The following is a 16,024-nucleotide window of genomic DNA, read 5'->3' as shown; positions in this document are numbered from 1 at the left end:
CTGTGAGAAAAACAGATCGGCATCCGGTCTCGGGAGCTAACTCACTATGGCATGTCTACCAAACGGTGCCTTTTTTGAAAGTCGTCAAAAATTTTATTGTCATTCAAATTGCGAGATATACACCGTTTATAGGGATGAAAAACTGGCTGTACCGTACATTTCTGCGGATGAAGGTCGGAAAACAGACATCCTTTGCCCTCATGGTGATGCCGGATACTATGTTTCCGGAAAAAATCTCAGTCGGAACAAATACAATCATCGGGTACAACACGACCATTTTAGCCCATGAGTATTTGATTCAGGAATACCGGATCGGCAAAGTCCTGATCGGAGACGAAGTGATGATCGGTGCCAATACGACTATCTTACCCGGTGTGGAAATAGGGGATGGCGCAGTTGTGTCCGCCGGAACACTTGTCCACAAAGATGTGCCTGCCGGGGCATTTGTCGGCGGAAATCCGATGAGGATCATCTATACGAAAGAAGAAATGCAAGAAAGATTGAAAAAGCCCGCTGAATAAACATCAGCGGGCTTTTTTTATTTAAAATTGAGTATTGTTGTTTTCGTAGACATGCTGAACGCCAATCCATTTTTGGCCGACATTGGAGTAGCGTGAATTTGTCATTCTCACCGTGCTTGTTTTGCTGTCTGTCCGGAATATCGCTTCTTTCATGTTTGTGATGGTGCACTTGTCGATGATCACATCAACGTGGAAGGTCGAACCGCCAAGCTGTCTAATGAACTTTCCGCCATTGTCCGCCGTGAAGTTTTTCACTGTAAAAGTGCTGGCTTTATTGATTTGGAAAATCTTATCTGACGCTTTTTGGGCGGAGCCGCCGTCGATGGTCACTTTGCCTTCCTTCTTCACCGTTAACGCATCCTCACCAACATCTTCCCATTTCACATTCTGAATGTTAACGTTTCCATAAGTGTGTACGCCATCAGCGGCAGGTGCACCAAGCACCACATTTTTCAGGGTTGCACCATCCTCTACACGAAAAACAGGGTCTTGGTTTTCTGACTGGCTTCCGTCGCCTAATTCTTTCCCTGCCACAAACCGCTGTCCCTTCCCGTCATATGTGGTATTTTTTGGTACGATAATTGTTTCGTGAACCACTTTATCAGCTGCAAAAGCAGTTGATGAATGAAGCTGGCTGAAACCCATAACCAAACCGAACATAAATAGGATAGACACGATTTTTTTCAATGATAAAATCCTCCCCGGATCGCTTTAATTTTTGTAAGAGAAGCCTCAGCGTCTTGCACCGGCTTCTCTCACATAGATCGGGGCAAGGCTGAATCTGTTTTAATCATAAAAACAGACAGCCTGAAAGTAAAGACAATTTTGGATGATAAATGGAAAATGAATCGATGTTACCGATTGAAACAAAAAAGCATGAATATTGTCGTATTTTCTCAGGATAGAGCAGCATAGTCGGTCTTTCGAATGTTTACTTTTGAATAACGATGGCCTGGCTGCCCATTTGTTTCCACGCTTTTTCAAAGCTCGTTCTATCGGTCTTTCTGTTTTTATAGCCATACGGGTCATTGAGATACACATATTTTTCATCATATCCCGTAACGGCAACGCTGTGTTCACTGTACGTGATATCCATCGTTCCGTTTGGCGTTTTCCATGTCTGCATGTTGTCAACTGGCGTAAAGTTGGCGGTCGTAATGACCCAAACAGGATTGCCTTTTTCAAGCTGTTGATAAACAGCGGAAATGCTTTTTCCAGTCAGGTCAGATACTTTGTCTCCGGCATAGGTTTTCGCCAGCTGATAGATTGGCCCGTGATAGACACTGAGACCCGGGCCATTTGCCATATCGCCGACAAATCCGTCATTCGGATCACCTTTTAATCCGCTGCTGTATGTCAAAGGCACTGTGGCAATCTCGTTTGCCAGTGTGTTTTTTGTCACGTTGTATCCCGCGTAATTCAGCACCATGGCAAGGCTTGTTACTTCACAGCCGTTATAGAGACGGGGCGCGTCCATCTGATTGTAAAGCACGACATCCAGCGGCTCTGCGCTCCCCTTCAGCTCCTTTGTGCTGTTTGCGGCTTTGTCTGTGTTGCTATCAGAAATCACTTTTTTAAGGCTGTTCAAAAAAGGAATATCTATATCTTTTGCATATATTTTAAGTCCGAAAAAAATAACGCCTGAAAGGATGATCAGTACACATAGAGTTCGCAGTGTTTTCATCTTTATCTCCTTGTTCTCTATTTGATTTGTATTATAGCATGCAAAACATAAAGAATTTGAGATATTACGTACCTTTAATACATTGTTCATGATTTTTTCATAATGAGGAGAAGGACATCTGAACTAAAAGTATCGCAACCGAAGTTAAGCATTGATTTTCATTCTTTCATCTGCTAACATATTATCATATTAGCGAACTAAAGGATTCGGAATTTTCCTTCAAACAATGGCAACGGAGGTGCTCGGGTTGATGTTTATGTTTGAAAAACCGCACGGCATGAGAGATACACTGCCCGGTTTATACGAAACGAAAAAAAAGGTGAGACAATCGTTAACCGATTTGATCGATAAATGGGGATATCAATTTATGGAAACGCCGACACTGGAGTTTTACGATACTGTTGGTGTGCAGTCAGCCATTGAGGAGCAGCAGCTGTTTAAGCTTCTTGATCAGGACGGCAAGACATTGGTGCTTCGCCCTGATATGACAGGGCCGATTGCAAGGGTGGCGGCATCAAAGCTTCTGAAACAAAATCATCCGCTTAGAGTCGGCTATGCGGCAAATGTGTTCAGGGCTCAGGAACGTGAAGGCGGACGTCCCGCCGAATTCGAGCAGGTCGGAGTGGAATTAATCGGTGACGGCACGACAAGCGCGGATGCGGAGGTCATTGCCTTAGTCGTCGGTGCGTTAAAAAGTGCCGGGCTGGCTTCCTTTAAAATTGCCATCGGCCACGCCGGCATTGCGGATGCCCTGTTTGTTGAAGTGCTCGGAAACGTTGAACGCGCTGATGTGCTGCGGAGGTTTTTATACGAGAAGAACTACGTCGGGTATAGGGAACATGTCAAATCTCTTCCGCTTTCCTCCATTGATAAAAGCAGGCTGCTTGAGCTTCTTGAACTGCGGGGCGGCATAGAAGTTTGCGGACGCGCTGAGGAAATTGTCGATTCCGCGCAAGGAAAAAGCGTGGTTGATGAGCTGAAGATGCTGTGGGACATTCTTGAGGATTACGGATGTACGGAAAATGTCCGCCTTGATCTGAATATGGTCAGCCACATGAGCTATTACACAGGCATTTTATTTGAAGTGTACGCCGAAAATGTCGGCTTTGTTATTGGAAGCGGCGGCCGTTACAACAAGCTTCTTGGCCATTTTGATTCACCCGCGCCGGCGACAGGCTTCGGGCTTCGGATCGACCGGCTGATTGAAGCGCTGTATATGAAAGAAGAACCTTGTGAAATGAATGCTGTTATTTTCAGCAAAGAGCAGCGGGCGCAAGCCATCGCTTATGCAAATGATGAACGTATGAAAGGGAAAAAAGTGGTTCTTCAAGATTTATCCGGAATTGAAAATATCGATCAGATGACAAAATCTTTTGCAAACGTCACCTATTTTATCGGTGCCAGAAAGGAAGAGCAAAATGGGTAAGTTACTCACAATGGCGATGCCGAAGGGCCGAATATTTGAAGAAGCGGCAGGGCTGCTGCGGCAGGCTGGCTACAAGCTCCCTGAGGAGTTTGAAGATTCGAGAAAACTGATCATCGATGTGCCGGAGGAAAACCTCCGTTTTATCTTAGCTAAGCCGATGGATGTGACCACATATGTGGAGCATGGTGTGGCAGACGTCGGAATTGCGGGCAAGGATGTCATGCTCGAGGAGGAACGCGATGTGTATGAGGTGCTGGATTTGAAAATCAGCAAATGCCACTTGGCGGTCGCCGGACTTCCGAATACAGACTGGAGCGGCGTAGCGCCGAGAATCGCGACAAAGTATCCGAATGTGGCTTCCGGTTATTTTAGAGAGCAGGGAGAACAAGTCGAAATCATTAAGCTCAACGGTTCAATTGAATTGGCCCCGCTCATCGGGCTTGCGGACCGGATTGTGGACATTGTATCCACAGGACAGACGCTGAAAGAAAACGGGCTTGTTGAAACGGAGCACATCTGTGACATTACTTCCCGCTTTATCGTGAATCCGGTAAGCTATCGCATGAAAGACGATGTGATTGACGAAATGGCATCCCGCTTATCTCTCGTTGTGGAAGGAGAAACGGCAAAATGAAGATTAAAACCATCAGCGGCGCAGAACGGCTTTCTCTCAAGCGGTCAATAGATGCCGGAACGGAAGAGCAAAGAAAAACGGTCCGATCCATTATTGACGATGTTAAAGCAAACGGTGATCAGGCGGTCCGCAGCTACACGGCGAGATTTGACGGCATCAAAATAGACAGCCCGCTCGTTACCAAAGAAGAAATTGAGGAAGCGTACACCTTGCTGGATTCACAGCTGCTTCAGGTGATGAGGCAGGCAATCGAAAATATTAGGGAATATCACGAAAGACAGCTGCAATCCTCATGGTTTTATCACAGAAAGGACGGCACAATGCTGGGGCAGAAAGTGACGGCGCTTGATTCCGCCGGCGTCTATGTGCCGGGGGGAACGGCCGCATATCCTTCATCTGTTTTGATGAATGTCATTCCGGCACTGACAGCGGGTGTGGAAAGAATCGTTCTTGTGACGCCTCCGGGAAAAGACGGGCAGCTGTCTCCAGGAGTTTTAGTCGCTGCTGCCGAGTTGGGCATAAAAGACATTTACAAAATGGGCGGCGCTCAGGCGATTGCCGCGTTAGCATATGGAACAGATACCATTGAGCCGGTGGATAAAATCACAGGTCCGGGCAATATTTATGTGGCGCTTGCCAAACGAGAGGTGTTCGGTGATGTCGATATTGATATGATTGCCGGGCCGAGTGAAATCGTCGTGCTGGCTGATGAAACAGCGATTCCGAGCGAAATTGCAGCCGATCTGCTGTCACAGGCGGAACACGATAAGCTCAGCTCATGTGTATTTGTCACTGATTCCATGACACTGGCCGAGGCGGTTTCAGCCGAGGTGAATGAGCAGTTGAAAACCTTGCCGCGACGAGAAATAGCGGAAGCTTCGGTGAACGATTACGGTTGTATATATGTGGCGGACACAATGGATGAAGCGATTGATACGGTCAATACGCTCGCACCGGAGCATTTAGAAATCATCACACAGTCTCCCGAAGCTTTGCTTGGCAGAATCAAACATGCGGGTGCGATTTTCTTAGGCAGATACAGCCCTGAGCCTGTCGGAGATTATTTTGCCGGACCGAATCATGTGCTTCCGACAAACGGAACAGCCAGATTTTCAAGCCCGTTAAACGTAACGGATTTCCAAAAGAAATCGAGCATTATTTCTTACAGCGAATCAGCCTTTGAAGAACATGCCGAAAGCATCGCGGCTTTTGCCAGACTTGAAGGATTAGAAGCCCATGCCAGATCAATTGAAGCGAGAGAACGGGGGAATTCAAAATGAGAAAAGCGGAACGAGCCAGAAAAACAAACGAAACAGATATTGAACTGGCATTCACAATAGACGGCGGGGGACAAGCCGATATTAAAACAGACGTGCCGTTTATGACGCACATGCTGGATTTATTTACGAAACACGGGCAATTTGATCTTTCCATTCACGCAAAAGGCGATGTTGATATAGATGATCACCACACGACTGAAGATATCGGCATCTGCTTAGGGCAAGCGCTCCTCGAAGCCTTAGGGGATAAAAAGGGAATCAAGCGTTACGGATCTGCGTTTGTGCCGATGGATGAGGCGCTTGCTCAAGTCGTCATCGATTTAAGCAACCGGCCGCACTTGGAAATGCGCGCAGATTTCCCGGCGGCAAAAGTCGGAACCTTTGACACAGAGCTCGTACATGAATTTTTGTGGAAGCTGGCGCTTGAAGCGCGAATGAACCTGCACGTCATCGTTCATTACGGCACAAACACCCACCACATGATTGAAGCTGTTTTTAAAGCGCTGGGGCGTGCGCTTGATGAAGCGACAACAATTGATCCGCGTGTTAAAGGAATACCATCAACGAAAGGGATGCTGTAAATGATCGGCGTGATAGATTACGGAATGGGCAATTTATACAGTGTCTCAAAGGCGCTTGAGCGTGTCGGCGTGCCGTACTTTGTTTCTGAAAAGCCAGAGGAGCTGAAAGAAGCTGATGCCTTCATTTTGCCGGGAGTCGGTTCATTTGGAGACGCGATGGACAATTTGCGCAACGCAAAGCTCGATCAATTGATTCGCGATATGGTTTCAGAGGGGAGACTGCTTCTCGGGATATGCCTTGGCATGCAGCTTTTATTTGATCAAAGCGAAGAAAACGGCACCTCGTCAGGCCTAGGGCTATTAAAAGGAAAAGCAGTCAGGCTGCAGGCAGAAGATGAGGAAGGAAACAAGCTGAAGGTTCCGCATATGGGCTGGAATCGTCTTTTTTTTCATAATCAATCTCCGCTGTTGGCTGAAACAGAAGAAGGCTACGCCTATTTCGTTCATTCTTATTACATTGACGGGATGGAGGGGGACGCGCTTCTGGCAAGCGCCGATTATGGTGTGCGAGTGCCTGCGGTTGTCGGGAAAGGGAACGTCTTCGGCGCCCAATTTCACCCGGAAAAAAGCAGCACGGCCGGAATGTCCATCTTAACCCAATTCACGAAAATGGCAGCAGAACAGAAGGTGAAAAAATGAGTGCTTTTACATTATATCCGGCAATTGATATGAGAAACGGCAAATGTGTCCGCCTTGTTCAAGGAGATTATAACAAGGAAACGATATACGGCGATTCACCATACGACATGTCCGCGTTATTTGCGAGTGAGGGTGCCGAATGGATCCATCTCGTTGATCTCGACGGCGCCAAAGAAGGCAAAAGAGTAAATGACCGTCATGTGATCGAGATTGCGCAAAAGCTGGACCTGAAAGTGGAAATCGGCGGCGGGATCCGTTCCGAAAGTGACGTCTATGAATACTTATCAGCAGGAGTCGATCGAGTCATCCTTGGAAGCTCAGCTGTTTCTAATCCTCCGTTTGTCAAAAAAATGCTGAAACAATATGGCGAGAAAATTGCAATTGGACTGGACGCGAGAAACGGATTTGTTTCAACTGAGGGATGGCTGGAAACATCAACTCTTAAGGCGGCTGAACTCGGTAAAGAGCTTGCTAATGAAGGAGCGGAAGTCTTTATTTTTACTGACATCGCGACAGACGGAATGCTGTCAGGCCCCAATATTGAAAGCACGGTCGAGCTTGCAAAAGAAACGGGGAAATCTGTGATTGCTTCCGGAGGAGTCAGCTCCGTCGCGGATCTCGAAGCACTCGCCCACTATCAGGCGGACGGCGTTTCTGGAGCGATAATCGGAAAAGCGCTGTACACCAATCAGTTTACGCTGAGCGAGGCGCTTGAAAGGGTGAAGGGACAATGATCACAAAACGGATTATTCCATGTCTTGATGTCAAAGAAGGACGCGTTGTCAAAGGGATTCAATTCCTCGAATTAAAGGATGCCGGTGACCCTGTTGAACTGGCGGAAGTGTACGACCAGGAAGGCGCGGATGAACTCGTTTTTCTTGATATTTCCGCCTCGCATGAAGGCCGCAAAACGATGGTTGACGTTGTGGAGCAGGTTGCCGCGAAGCTTGCGATTCCATTTACAGTCGGCGGCGGCATCAATCAGCTCAGCGATATGAAAACGATTCTGCGTGCCGGAGCGGACAAAGTGTCGGTTAATACGGCAGCCGTTCTCCGCCCTGAGCTGATTACAGAAGGAGCCGAGTTTTTCGGTTCACAATGCATCGTACTTGCCATTGATGCCAAGTATGATCAAGAATCCGGCACATATAAGGTCTACACGCACGGCGGCAGAAAGAAAACAGATTGGGAAGTCACCGCCTGGGCAAAAGAAGGTGTCAAACGCGGAGCCGGAGAAATCCTGCTGACAAGCATGGACTCTGACGGTGAGAAAAAAGGCTTTGACCACAGGCTGACAAAGCTTGTTTCTGAAGCTGTCCCTGTGCCGGTTATCGCATCGGGAGGCGCGGGAAACGCGCAGCATATGCTTGAGGCTTTTACAAAAGGAGAAGCTGACGCCGCGCTGGCCGCCTCTATTTTTCATTATAAAGAAACATCGATTAAAGAAGTGAAATCATACTTGAAAGAGCACGGGGTGAATGTGAGATGAAGCAGGTAGATGAACTGCGTTTTAACGAGGACGGGTTAATTCCTGCCATCGTGCAGGATGCGGCAAGTAAAGAGGTGCTGACACTTGCCTATATGAACAAGGAATCGTACGAAAAAACGCTGGAAACGAAAGAAACATGGTTTTACAGCCGCTCTCGCCAAGAGTTATGGCATAAAGGAGAAACCTCAGGCAACACGCAAGCCGTCAAGGGTATCCGGTATGACTGCGACCAAGACGCGCTGATCGTACTCGTGGAGCCATCCGGCCCGGCATGCCACACAGGCAGCTACAGCTGTTTTACAAAGGAACAAACAGAAGAACAAGCTGCGGGACGATTTGACATTATGAACGAACTGGAACGCGTGATTGCAGAACGCCAAGCGGAAATGCCTGAGGGAGCTTATACTACTTACCTTTTCCGTGAAGGCGTCGATAAGATTTTGAAAAAAGTCGGTGAAGAAGCATCCGAAGTCATCATCGCCGCGAAAAACCGGGACCTCGAGGAGCTTAAATGGGAAGCGGCAGACCTGCTGTATCACCTGCTTGTCCTGCTTAGAGAACAAAACCTGCCGCTGGATGATGTGCTTGACGTATTGAAGAAACGGCATTCTGAGAAATAAGAGCAAGGGAGCTGTATAGATGACAGCTCTTTTTTTATGCATCTTTATGACCGATCTCTTTGCCGTTATTCCAGTAAATGAAATGAAAAAACGTCTATGTTTATGAGAACAAACACAAAAAATCAATCGAATTCCCTATTCATCGGAAATTTTCCATGATGTAACATAACTAAGGATGAAAATCCTGAATGGACAACAGGTCTTTAGAATTATTTTGTGAGAACCGGTAAGGAGAGCGGGAAAGAGTCATATCATGAAAAAGCGGCTGCTAATTATTCGAAAATGGGGAGAGAATGGTGAACAAAAAAATTGATGAACTGAACAAAAGAGTTGGACGTTTGGAACAAGAACTGGAAAGTGTCAAAAAGGAGATCGCATATCTCACTGCGGACAAGAAAGAACAAACCATAGTTAAAACAGAAGAGTATTCAAAGATCAGCAAAGAAACCGAAGTGCCAAAAGAGAAGCATACTTTAGAAAACATGGCAGGAAATTGGCTTCCAAAGATCTTTATTTTTGTTTTTCTTCTTGGCATGATTTGGGCGTTTGCGGCGGCCGCTGAAAAAGGATGGGTCAACACATATATGAGAGTGGCTGCAGGACTGATTGTCTCCATTGTTCTATATGTTCTCGGAAGCAGGCAATATAAGAAAAATGCCAGTGTGCTGAGTATTTCATTATTGGCGGGCAGTAATATTGTCTACATCGTTTCCCTATTTGCGGGGAACATGCTGTACCAGATAATACCGACCCCGCTTACCATGATTCTTCTTGCGGCAGGTGTTGCAAGCGGAGTGTACATATCTAGAAAATACCGATCACAAACACTGATTGCGATTATCGGCGCAGGTGTTTACTTGTATCCCTTTTTATTTGGCGGGGAACAAGGAAACGAATACATCTTTTATGTATATGAGGCATTGGTTTTTGCAGGCTTGATGTATGAGACAGTCAAACAAAAGTACAACGTGGCATGGAATATAGCAAACTATGCTTTCATATTAGCGATTTTTGCTTTCTTGTTGTTTACCGATGCACAAGTATCGGTTTGGACACTTGCCGTATTTATCATGCAGCAGGCGATCATGATTTACTCAGCCTTAACATCGCAGAGCCGATTTAAAAAAGCGGTGTATCTCACAGCCATATCGATCGGAGCTTTTGTCGTTTTCTTCACGGGGTTTGGCCTGTATATAAAAAACGATACGGCGTTATACGCTTTTTATATTGCTGCTTTCGGATTTTACCTTTCGTTAAGTTTATGGAAAAGAAAGGAATTCACCGAAATCAAACATACGTTATTTGTCATTTCTATGATATATCTCAATGTATTAGCAGCGGATGTATTAGATAAAAATCTGATTTTAATGTACATCATATTCACATTACAAGGAATCATGATGTGTTACGTGTCATACCGTAAAAAAAGCTGGCTGATCGGCATAGCCGGAGTGATTGTACTATTACAGTCATCGTGCGGCCTCATGCAATACCCGGCACGCTCATTACACATGTTCAGCATTGTCGCCTGGCTGCTGCTGATCAGCTCACTATTTGCTGCCTATCTGTTTTCAAAAAAAATACAGTATAAACAAGCCGCGATTGTTGTGACGTACGCTGTTTCATTTCTGATGCTCGTTTTCTTCAGCAAGTTATCTATATGGGTAACGGATATGATTGACGGCGTATCCAGTAATGCCGGAATATCCCTGTCTTGGTTTATGTTTGTCATCGTGATGTATGCGATTTATTACGCAACCAAAGACAAGACATGGAACCGAATCGGGCTTATATTTTTATTTATCACATTGACCAAAATGATTTTAATAGATTCTGCTTCGATTGATATTGTTTGGAGAGCGGTCTTATTCATCTTGCTAGGGATTATTGGACTGTTTATTTCGAGAATATTTTATTCGAAAAAAGAGAAGCCATAATGCCTGGTCACGACTGCCGAGAGAACTCGGCGGTCTTTTTAATTTTGGCAAAACATGATAAATAAAAGAGTTCTTTCCGCCGCAATCCTAAGATAAACCAAGTCTATTTTCCTATTTATCTAATTTATTCCATGTTGTAACATGAATAAGGATAAAATAATCACTTAGTAACAGGGTCATTAGTATGACTTTGGTAAATCAGTATAAAAACCCTTGGAGGTTCGTAATGAAAAAGATCATCTTTATTTGCTTCAGCTTATTACTTGCCCTGACAGGAGGATGCAGTATGAACGACAATGAGAAAAACACCACAAATGACAATAAAACAGAAGCCGTAAGACCAAAAGACATGGATCCAAAAGACCTGCCCAAAGTTCCAGCGTTTCAGGACGAGAAAACGAGAGAGTATATGGTGTCAACGAAGGAAGAGGAGCCGGGGTATTATTTGCTTGAGTCTAAACTGAAGGGGTTTAGGATGTTGTTTCCGGCGGATGGGGAGTATTCCGACTCTGAAACTTCAAAGACAAACGAGTCACTGTTTTTTGACAGTGTTAATAAAAAAACGAATATAGTAATGAATGCTTCAGTAAAGTTCTATCAAAATGAATCATTTATAAACAATACGGAGACCATGTTGGATATTGTTAGCGGTAAAAATGAATACAAAGGTAAATTTGAAAAAGTAGAAGCAAAGGATAAGGATATTCATTTTGCTTCAAAACAAGAAAACTTTGACACCGAAGAGAAAACATCTTATATCTATCTTGGTTATATAAAATCAAAAAAACAAGATTATTTAGGGATGGAATATTCTTTTATGTTCAGCTGCTCAGCAAATACACAGACATGTAAGCAAAATCCAAAAGACTATGAAGAAAAGGTTAAAAAAATATTAAACTCTGTTACCTTCAATTTAGAGGAGCGGGAAGATGGGAAGTAAAAATATTTTTGAAAATGAAAATATAAAACTGCGTTTTATAAATTTAGAATACAGTTATAAACAGAAATTTGCTTCTTCCGATCCCAAAGTAATACAAGAAGCTAAGAAAGATTTTGAAGCAGATATTCGGAGAATTTATAAGGAAGAAACTCATCAAGAACTCACACAAAATATTGAAATTTATACATCTAAAGAGCTTGTACACCAGAATAAAGAATCTGGTTATGATGGTACTGCTATTCATATCGCAGATAAAAAGCACGAAGTGAATCAGTTGCATATTATTTCTGAAGGTAGCGCAGATAATAAAGACTGGACTTATAATTTTTTTGGGTTGTTTCTTGGAATGGATGATAGTCAATATAATGCAACGAAAGAGTTTACTAGGGAAGCCAAGAAGAAAGCTGGAAAGGACGATAGTTTAAAAACGTATAGTATGGGGCATTCACTTGCCAACAATAATCAAGTAATGGTGCAATTAATAGATGGGGAATATGATGAGGTTTATGGTGTGAACGGAGCTCAAATAAGTATAGATCACTTATTAAAAGCAGATGATCATTTAAGGTACACAATGATTAAGAAGTTCAGAGTGAATACATTTAAAGAGTTAAATTCAATCCCAAAAGATGACCTTAAAAAAGCGATCACCAAATACTACAATGACAAAGGCGTAACAGCAAACATCACTCAGCGCATCTCAAAAGATGACCCTTTATACGGTGCGAGCGGCAAGGCAGACTTCGTTACATTCGGCGATGTGAAAATGACAGATACAAACACAAGTTTAGAAGGCATCAGAAACATTATGGATGGGATCCCTGATGAAGACGTGAGAGCGATTCAAGAATTCCTTCAAAAATATAAGGATGACTATGAAAAAGATGGCTTGAACGGTTTTATAAAGGCAGCCAGCGGGATTGACATAGAGCTGATAGATAAAGTGAAGTATACAGATGGTGCTTTAGCGAAAGCGAGTGTCATTTATGAAAACTTTGATGACGTTAAGCGAATGTATGGTCGAATTAAAGAGAATTTGCCAGCGTTTTTAGGTTTTCTCCATACCTTATTGGGAAACAGCGGACCGGTCGTAGATCAGCTAGCTGAAAATGGGTATATCGATGAAACGCAAAAGAAAGTGATCAAAAAAGAATTAACGAATATTAATGCGAGTATGCGAGGCATAGAATCTCGGTATGAACTTTTCATTGACCATCTAAAGCATGGTCAATTTATGCAAGCTTTAAAAGACGTTGGTGAAATAGTGGAGTATGTAAAATCAATTTTGTCCTCGATAGAAACACTCGACAAAGAGACAAAAGACGCATTAAAACTCATCGTCGACGGCCACAGCATCGTTCAAATGCTAAACGCACTATCAAAGGAAAAAGGCTTCAGCTATAAAGGCTCCGATATTTACTTTACAGGGAAGAGCGGCTCGGGGGAAACGATTAAAGTCAATATCTCTTCCGCTGTCAGAATCTATCAAAACGGTATGAAGATCGTTGAAGATATGGAAGATGCGATTTCTAAGTACCAGAAGGTTTACAGTCAGGAAATCGACGAAGATTTCATAGACAAAAAACAGGCGATCACCACGGCTATTCATCATATGGAAGAAAATCCTTCGCATTATGCCTTCGATCTTCAATTCCGGCTTGCAGCCGGTTTCAGCCACACATTTGATAAATTAGAAAAAATCTCAGTTCATGAATCGTTCCACACAGGTGCGCTCCCTGCTAATGATGGAGTCGTTGCTGAATTAAAAAAACAGACAACAGAAAAAAGAGATTTTATCAAAAACATTCGTGAGAGTATCGAAAAGCTGTTTGAAAAAGAAGAAATGATTTCTCAGTTATTTGATTTTCAGGCTTAGGAGGAATGGAAAGAGTGACTTCCTTATTTTCAGAAAGTGAAACAGAAATTGTATCAACCACCTATATGTTTCTTACCCATGACGAAATGAAGGAGAAAGCGGGCAGCCTCAATAAACCGATCAACGACTTTCTCAGCTTGACTAAAAAGTTTGAGTCTTCATTAAAAGAAGAAATCAAAGGGCAAAAAGGGCTGATCGTCAAAAAAATAAAAAAAGAGCTGGAATCAAAAAGCGAAAAACAAAAAGCCGCCCTTCAAACGATAAAAGAAGAACATACCGCAAAAGTTGACCGGTATAAAATGATTATTGAAGACCTGCGACAGCAGGATGTGACATTGACTTACAGAAAAAAGAAGCCTGTTAAGGATGCATAGTCTTACACGTCTCCTATTCAATCAAAGAGTAGGAGATTTTTATTTTCATTACGGCAAAAATATACTGAAAAAGTCTCTCGCCATTGATATGATTGAGTAAGAGTAAAAATCATCCTTTTGCTATGTCATTTCACCTGAACGCTGAAACAGGAGGAAAAATATATGCCAACCCAGCAACAAAAATCTAAGAGTAAATTGAAACCCTTTTTTGCATTAGTAAAGCGGACTAATCCTTCTTATGGAAAGCTTGCCTTTGCGCTGGTTCTCAGTATTGTGACCACACTGGTCAGCCTGCTGATTCCATTATTGACAAAGCAGCTTGTCGATGGATTTTCTATGTCAAATCTGTCAAGCATGCAAATCGGACTCATCGCGCTAGTTTTTTTCGTTCAAGCTGGTTTAAGCGCTTATGCCACATATGCGCTTAACTATAACGGACAAAAAATCATCTCCGGGTTGAGGGATTTATTATGGAAGAAATTAATTAAACTTCCTGTCTCTTATTTTGATACCAACGCTTCCGGAGAAACGATCAGCCGGGTAACGAATGATACGATGGTGGTCAAAGAACTGATCACGACCCATATCAGCGGATTTATTACAGGCATCATTTCTGTCATTGGATCACTGACCATCTTATTTATTATGAACTGGAAGCTGACGCTACTTGTGTTAGTGGTCGTTCCGCTGGCCGCTCTTATCTTAATGCCGATTGGTCGGAAAATGTTCTCCATTTCCCGGGAAACCCAAGATGAAACAGCCCGTTTTACAGGCCTGCTGAATCAAATTCTCCCGGAAATCAGACTCGTTAAGGCTTCAAATGCGGAGGATGTCGAATATGGGCGCGGGAAGACGGGGATTTCTTCATTATTTAAACTAGGAGTTCGCGAAGCCAAGGTTCAGTCTTTTGTCGGCCCGCTTATTTCACTCGTGTTAATGGCAGCGCTTGTGGCGGTTATCGGATACGGCGGCATGCAGGTATCATCCGGCGAGCTGACCGCAGGGGCGCTCGTGGCTTTTATTTTATATTTGTTCCAAATTATTATGCCGATGGGCCAAATTACAACGTTCTTCACACAGCTGCAAAAATCAATCGGCGCAACAGAACGGATGATTGAGATTTTAGCAGAGGAAGAGGAAGATACGGTCACAGGAAAACAAATCGAAAACGCACATCTGCCTATTCAGCTTGATCGTGTGTCTTTTGGATATAAGCCTGATCAGTTGATCTTGAAAGAGATCAGCGCTGTCATTGAAGCTGGGAAAGTAACAGCGATTGTCGGTCCGAGCGGCGGCGGGAAAACGACGCTGTTTAAACTGCTTGAACGTTTTTATTCTCCAACTGCAGGGATCATTCGGCTGGGGGACGAGCCGATTGACACTTACTCGCTTGAATCGTGGCGGGAGCACATCGGGTATGTGTCACAGGAAAGTCCGTTAATGTCGGGGACAATCAGAGAAAATATTTGCTACGGGTTAGAACGTGATGTAACGGATGCCGAAGTCGAAAAAGCCGCAGAGATGGCATACGCGCTCAATTTTATTAAGGAACTGCCGAATCAGCTTGATACAGAGGTGGGAGAACGCGGTATTATGCTGTCAGGCGGACAGAGGCAAAGAATCGCGATTGCGAGAGCGCTTCTCCGAGATCCGAGCATTCTTATGCTGGATGAAGCCACTTCAAGCCTCGACAGCCAATCTGAAAAATCAGTCCAGCAGGCGCTTGACGTGCTGATGGAGGGCCGTACAACGATCGTCATCGCTCACCGCTTATCTACTGTTGTAGACGCGGACCAGCTTTTGTTTGTTGAAAAAGGAGAAATTACCGGACGGGGAACACATCATGAATTAATGGCTTCCCATGATCTATATAGAGATTTTGCTGAACAACAGCTAAAAATGAACGCAGATTTAGAAAACAAAGCCGGGTAAATTTTGGTCGAATCAGCCAGTAAAAAGCGGAGGGATTTTCCCAATCCTTCCTTTTGAACTATTGAGGGGCTGACGATTTATGGTATACTAC

Annotated in this window: 16 protein-coding genes; 14 read left to right on the top strand and 2 right to left on the bottom strand. The window is 43.9% G+C overall.

Annotated elements, in window-relative coordinates:
* The first annotated feature begins 2 nt into the window (after positions 1 to 2).
* Entirely contained in the window at positions 3 to 521 is a 519-nt protein-coding gene (hprF, locus tag EFK13_RS17960) for an acyltransferase (protein WP_064816187.1), read from the top strand.
* A 21-nt stretch (positions 522 to 542) separates the two neighbouring features.
* On the opposite strand, the gene pelC is transcribed toward hprF, so the two are convergent.
* Both pelC and EFK13_RS17950 read right to left on the bottom strand, forming a co-directional pair.
* Positions 543 to 1,208, bottom strand: coding sequence for a pectate/pectin lyase PelC (pelC, locus tag EFK13_RS17955; RefSeq protein ID WP_129507480.1), 666 nt, complete (start codon positions 1,206 to 1,208; stop codon positions 543 to 545).
* Between the two features lie 244 nt (positions 1,209 to 1,452).
* Complete coding sequence (locus EFK13_RS17950; RefSeq protein ID WP_129507481.1) at positions 1,453 to 2,205, bottom strand: C39 family peptidase; 753 nt, start codon at positions 2,203 to 2,205, stop codon at positions 1,453 to 1,455.
* 250 nt (positions 2,206 to 2,455) lie between these two features.
* Here EFK13_RS17950 and EFK13_RS17945 point away from each other — a divergent pair, with 250 nt between their 5' ends.
* The 13 genes from EFK13_RS17945 (at position 2,456) to bmrA (ending at position 15,933) form a co-directional block, all read left to right on the top strand.
* Complete coding sequence (locus EFK13_RS17945; protein WP_129507784.1) at positions 2,456 to 3,631, top strand: ATP phosphoribosyltransferase regulatory subunit; 1,176 nt, start codon at positions 2,456 to 2,458, stop codon at positions 3,629 to 3,631.
* Positions 3,624 to 4,265 carry an ATP phosphoribosyltransferase gene (gene hisG, locus EFK13_RS17940; protein WP_129507482.1) on the top strand — a complete coding sequence of 214 codons (642 nt, stop codon included), beginning with the start codon at positions 3,624 to 3,626 and terminating at the stop codon, positions 4,263 to 4,265. Before EFK13_RS17945 ends, hisG begins: the two co-directional genes overlap by 8 nt.
* Positions 4,262 to 5,545, top strand: coding sequence for a histidinol dehydrogenase (gene hisD, locus EFK13_RS17935; protein WP_129507483.1), 1,284 nt, complete (start codon positions 4,262 to 4,264; stop codon positions 5,543 to 5,545). The genes hisG and hisD overlap by 4 nt, the downstream gene beginning before the upstream one ends.
* A complete protein-coding gene (gene hisB / locus EFK13_RS17930) occupies positions 5,542 to 6,126 on the top strand; it encodes an imidazoleglycerol-phosphate dehydratase HisB (protein ID WP_129507484.1) in 585 nt (194 codons plus the stop codon). Before hisD ends, hisB begins: the two co-directional genes overlap by 4 nt.
* Positions 6,127 to 6,765 (top strand): imidazole glycerol phosphate synthase subunit HisH, encoded by a 639-nt coding sequence (hisH, locus tag EFK13_RS17925; protein ID WP_129507485.1) that lies wholly within the window; start codon positions 6,127 to 6,129, stop codon positions 6,763 to 6,765.
* Positions 6,762 to 7,499, top strand: coding sequence for a 1-(5-phosphoribosyl)-5-[(5-phosphoribosylamino)methylideneamino]imidazole-4-carboxamide isomerase (gene hisA, locus EFK13_RS17920; RefSeq protein ID WP_129507486.1), 738 nt, complete (start codon positions 6,762 to 6,764; stop codon positions 7,497 to 7,499). The genes hisH and hisA overlap by 4 nt, the downstream gene beginning before the upstream one ends.
* Positions 7,496 to 8,254 (top strand): imidazole glycerol phosphate synthase subunit HisF, encoded by a 759-nt coding sequence (gene hisF / locus EFK13_RS17915; RefSeq protein WP_064816196.1) that lies wholly within the window; start codon positions 7,496 to 7,498, stop codon positions 8,252 to 8,254. Before hisA ends, hisF begins: the two co-directional genes overlap by 4 nt.
* On the top strand, positions 8,251 to 8,874 hold the full coding sequence (hisIE, locus tag EFK13_RS17910; protein WP_129507487.1) for a bifunctional phosphoribosyl-AMP cyclohydrolase/phosphoribosyl-ATP diphosphatase HisIE: 624 nt from the start codon (positions 8,251 to 8,253) through the stop codon (positions 8,872 to 8,874). Before hisF ends, hisIE begins: the two co-directional genes overlap by 4 nt.
* Positions 8,875 to 9,167: 293 nt before the next feature.
* On the top strand, positions 9,168 to 10,811 hold the full coding sequence (locus tag EFK13_RS17905; RefSeq protein ID WP_129507488.1) for a DUF2339 domain-containing protein: 1,644 nt from the start codon (positions 9,168 to 9,170) through the stop codon (positions 10,809 to 10,811).
* Between the two features lie 226 nt (positions 10,812 to 11,037).
* Positions 11,038 to 11,751 (top strand): lipoprotein YvcA, encoded by a 714-nt coding sequence (locus tag EFK13_RS17900; RefSeq protein ID WP_129507489.1) that lies wholly within the window; start codon positions 11,038 to 11,040, stop codon positions 11,749 to 11,751.
* Positions 11,741 to 13,627, top strand: a complete 1,887-nt coding sequence (locus tag EFK13_RS17895; protein ID WP_129507490.1) for a DUF6792 domain-containing protein — start codon at positions 11,741 to 11,743, stop codon at positions 13,625 to 13,627. The genes EFK13_RS17900 and EFK13_RS17895 overlap by 11 nt, the downstream gene beginning before the upstream one ends.
* A 14-nt stretch (positions 13,628 to 13,641) precedes the next feature.
* Positions 13,642 to 14,001, top strand: coding sequence for a hypothetical protein (locus EFK13_RS17890; RefSeq protein ID WP_129507491.1), 360 nt, complete (start codon positions 13,642 to 13,644; stop codon positions 13,999 to 14,001).
* Positions 14,002 to 14,163: 162 nt separating this feature from the next.
* Complete coding sequence (gene bmrA, locus EFK13_RS17885; protein ID WP_129507492.1) at positions 14,164 to 15,933, top strand: multidrug resistance ABC transporter ATP-binding protein/permease BmrA; 1,770 nt, start codon at positions 14,164 to 14,166, stop codon at positions 15,931 to 15,933.
* The last annotated feature ends 91 nt before the right edge of the window (positions 15,934 to 16,024 follow it).

The organism is Bacillus cabrialesii (assembly GCF_004124315.2).
GTDB lineage: Bacteria > Bacillota > Bacilli > Bacillales > Bacillaceae > Bacillus > Bacillus cabrialesii.
This window is presented reverse-complemented; position numbering and strand designations above follow the sequence as displayed.

Coding starts and splice junctions, on each gene's coding strand:
- hisH (WP_129507485.1), top strand. CDS start 6,127: ATGATCGGCGTGATAGATTACGGAATGGGCAATTTATACAGTGTCTCA.
- EFK13_RS17950 (WP_129507481.1), bottom strand. CDS start 2,205: ATGAAAACACTGCGAACTCTATGTGTACTGATCATCCTTTCAGGCGTT.
- hisG (WP_129507482.1), top strand. CDS start 3,624: ATGGGTAAGTTACTCACAATGGCGATGCCGAAGGGCCGAATATTTGAA.
- EFK13_RS17895 (WP_129507490.1), top strand. CDS start 11,741: ATGGGAAGTAAAAATATTTTTGAAAATGAAAATATAAAACTGCGTTTT.
- hisD (WP_129507483.1), top strand. CDS start 4,262: ATGAAGATTAAAACCATCAGCGGCGCAGAACGGCTTTCTCTCAAGCGG.
- hisF (WP_064816196.1), top strand. CDS start 7,496: ATGATCACAAAACGGATTATTCCATGTCTTGATGTCAAAGAAGGACGC.
- hisIE (WP_129507487.1), top strand. CDS start 8,251: ATGAAGCAGGTAGATGAACTGCGTTTTAACGAGGACGGGTTAATTCCT.
- EFK13_RS17900 (WP_129507489.1), top strand. CDS start 11,038: ATGAAAAAGATCATCTTTATTTGCTTCAGCTTATTACTTGCCCTGACA.
- hisB (WP_129507484.1), top strand. CDS start 5,542: ATGAGAAAAGCGGAACGAGCCAGAAAAACAAACGAAACAGATATTGAA.
- hisA (WP_129507486.1), top strand. CDS start 6,762: ATGAGTGCTTTTACATTATATCCGGCAATTGATATGAGAAACGGCAAA.
- EFK13_RS17945 (WP_129507784.1), top strand. CDS start 2,456: ATGTTTATGTTTGAAAAACCGCACGGCATGAGAGATACACTGCCCGGT.
- EFK13_RS17905 (WP_129507488.1), top strand. CDS start 9,168: ATGGTGAACAAAAAAATTGATGAACTGAACAAAAGAGTTGGACGTTTG.
- bmrA (WP_129507492.1), top strand. CDS start 14,164: ATGCCAACCCAGCAACAAAAATCTAAGAGTAAATTGAAACCCTTTTTT.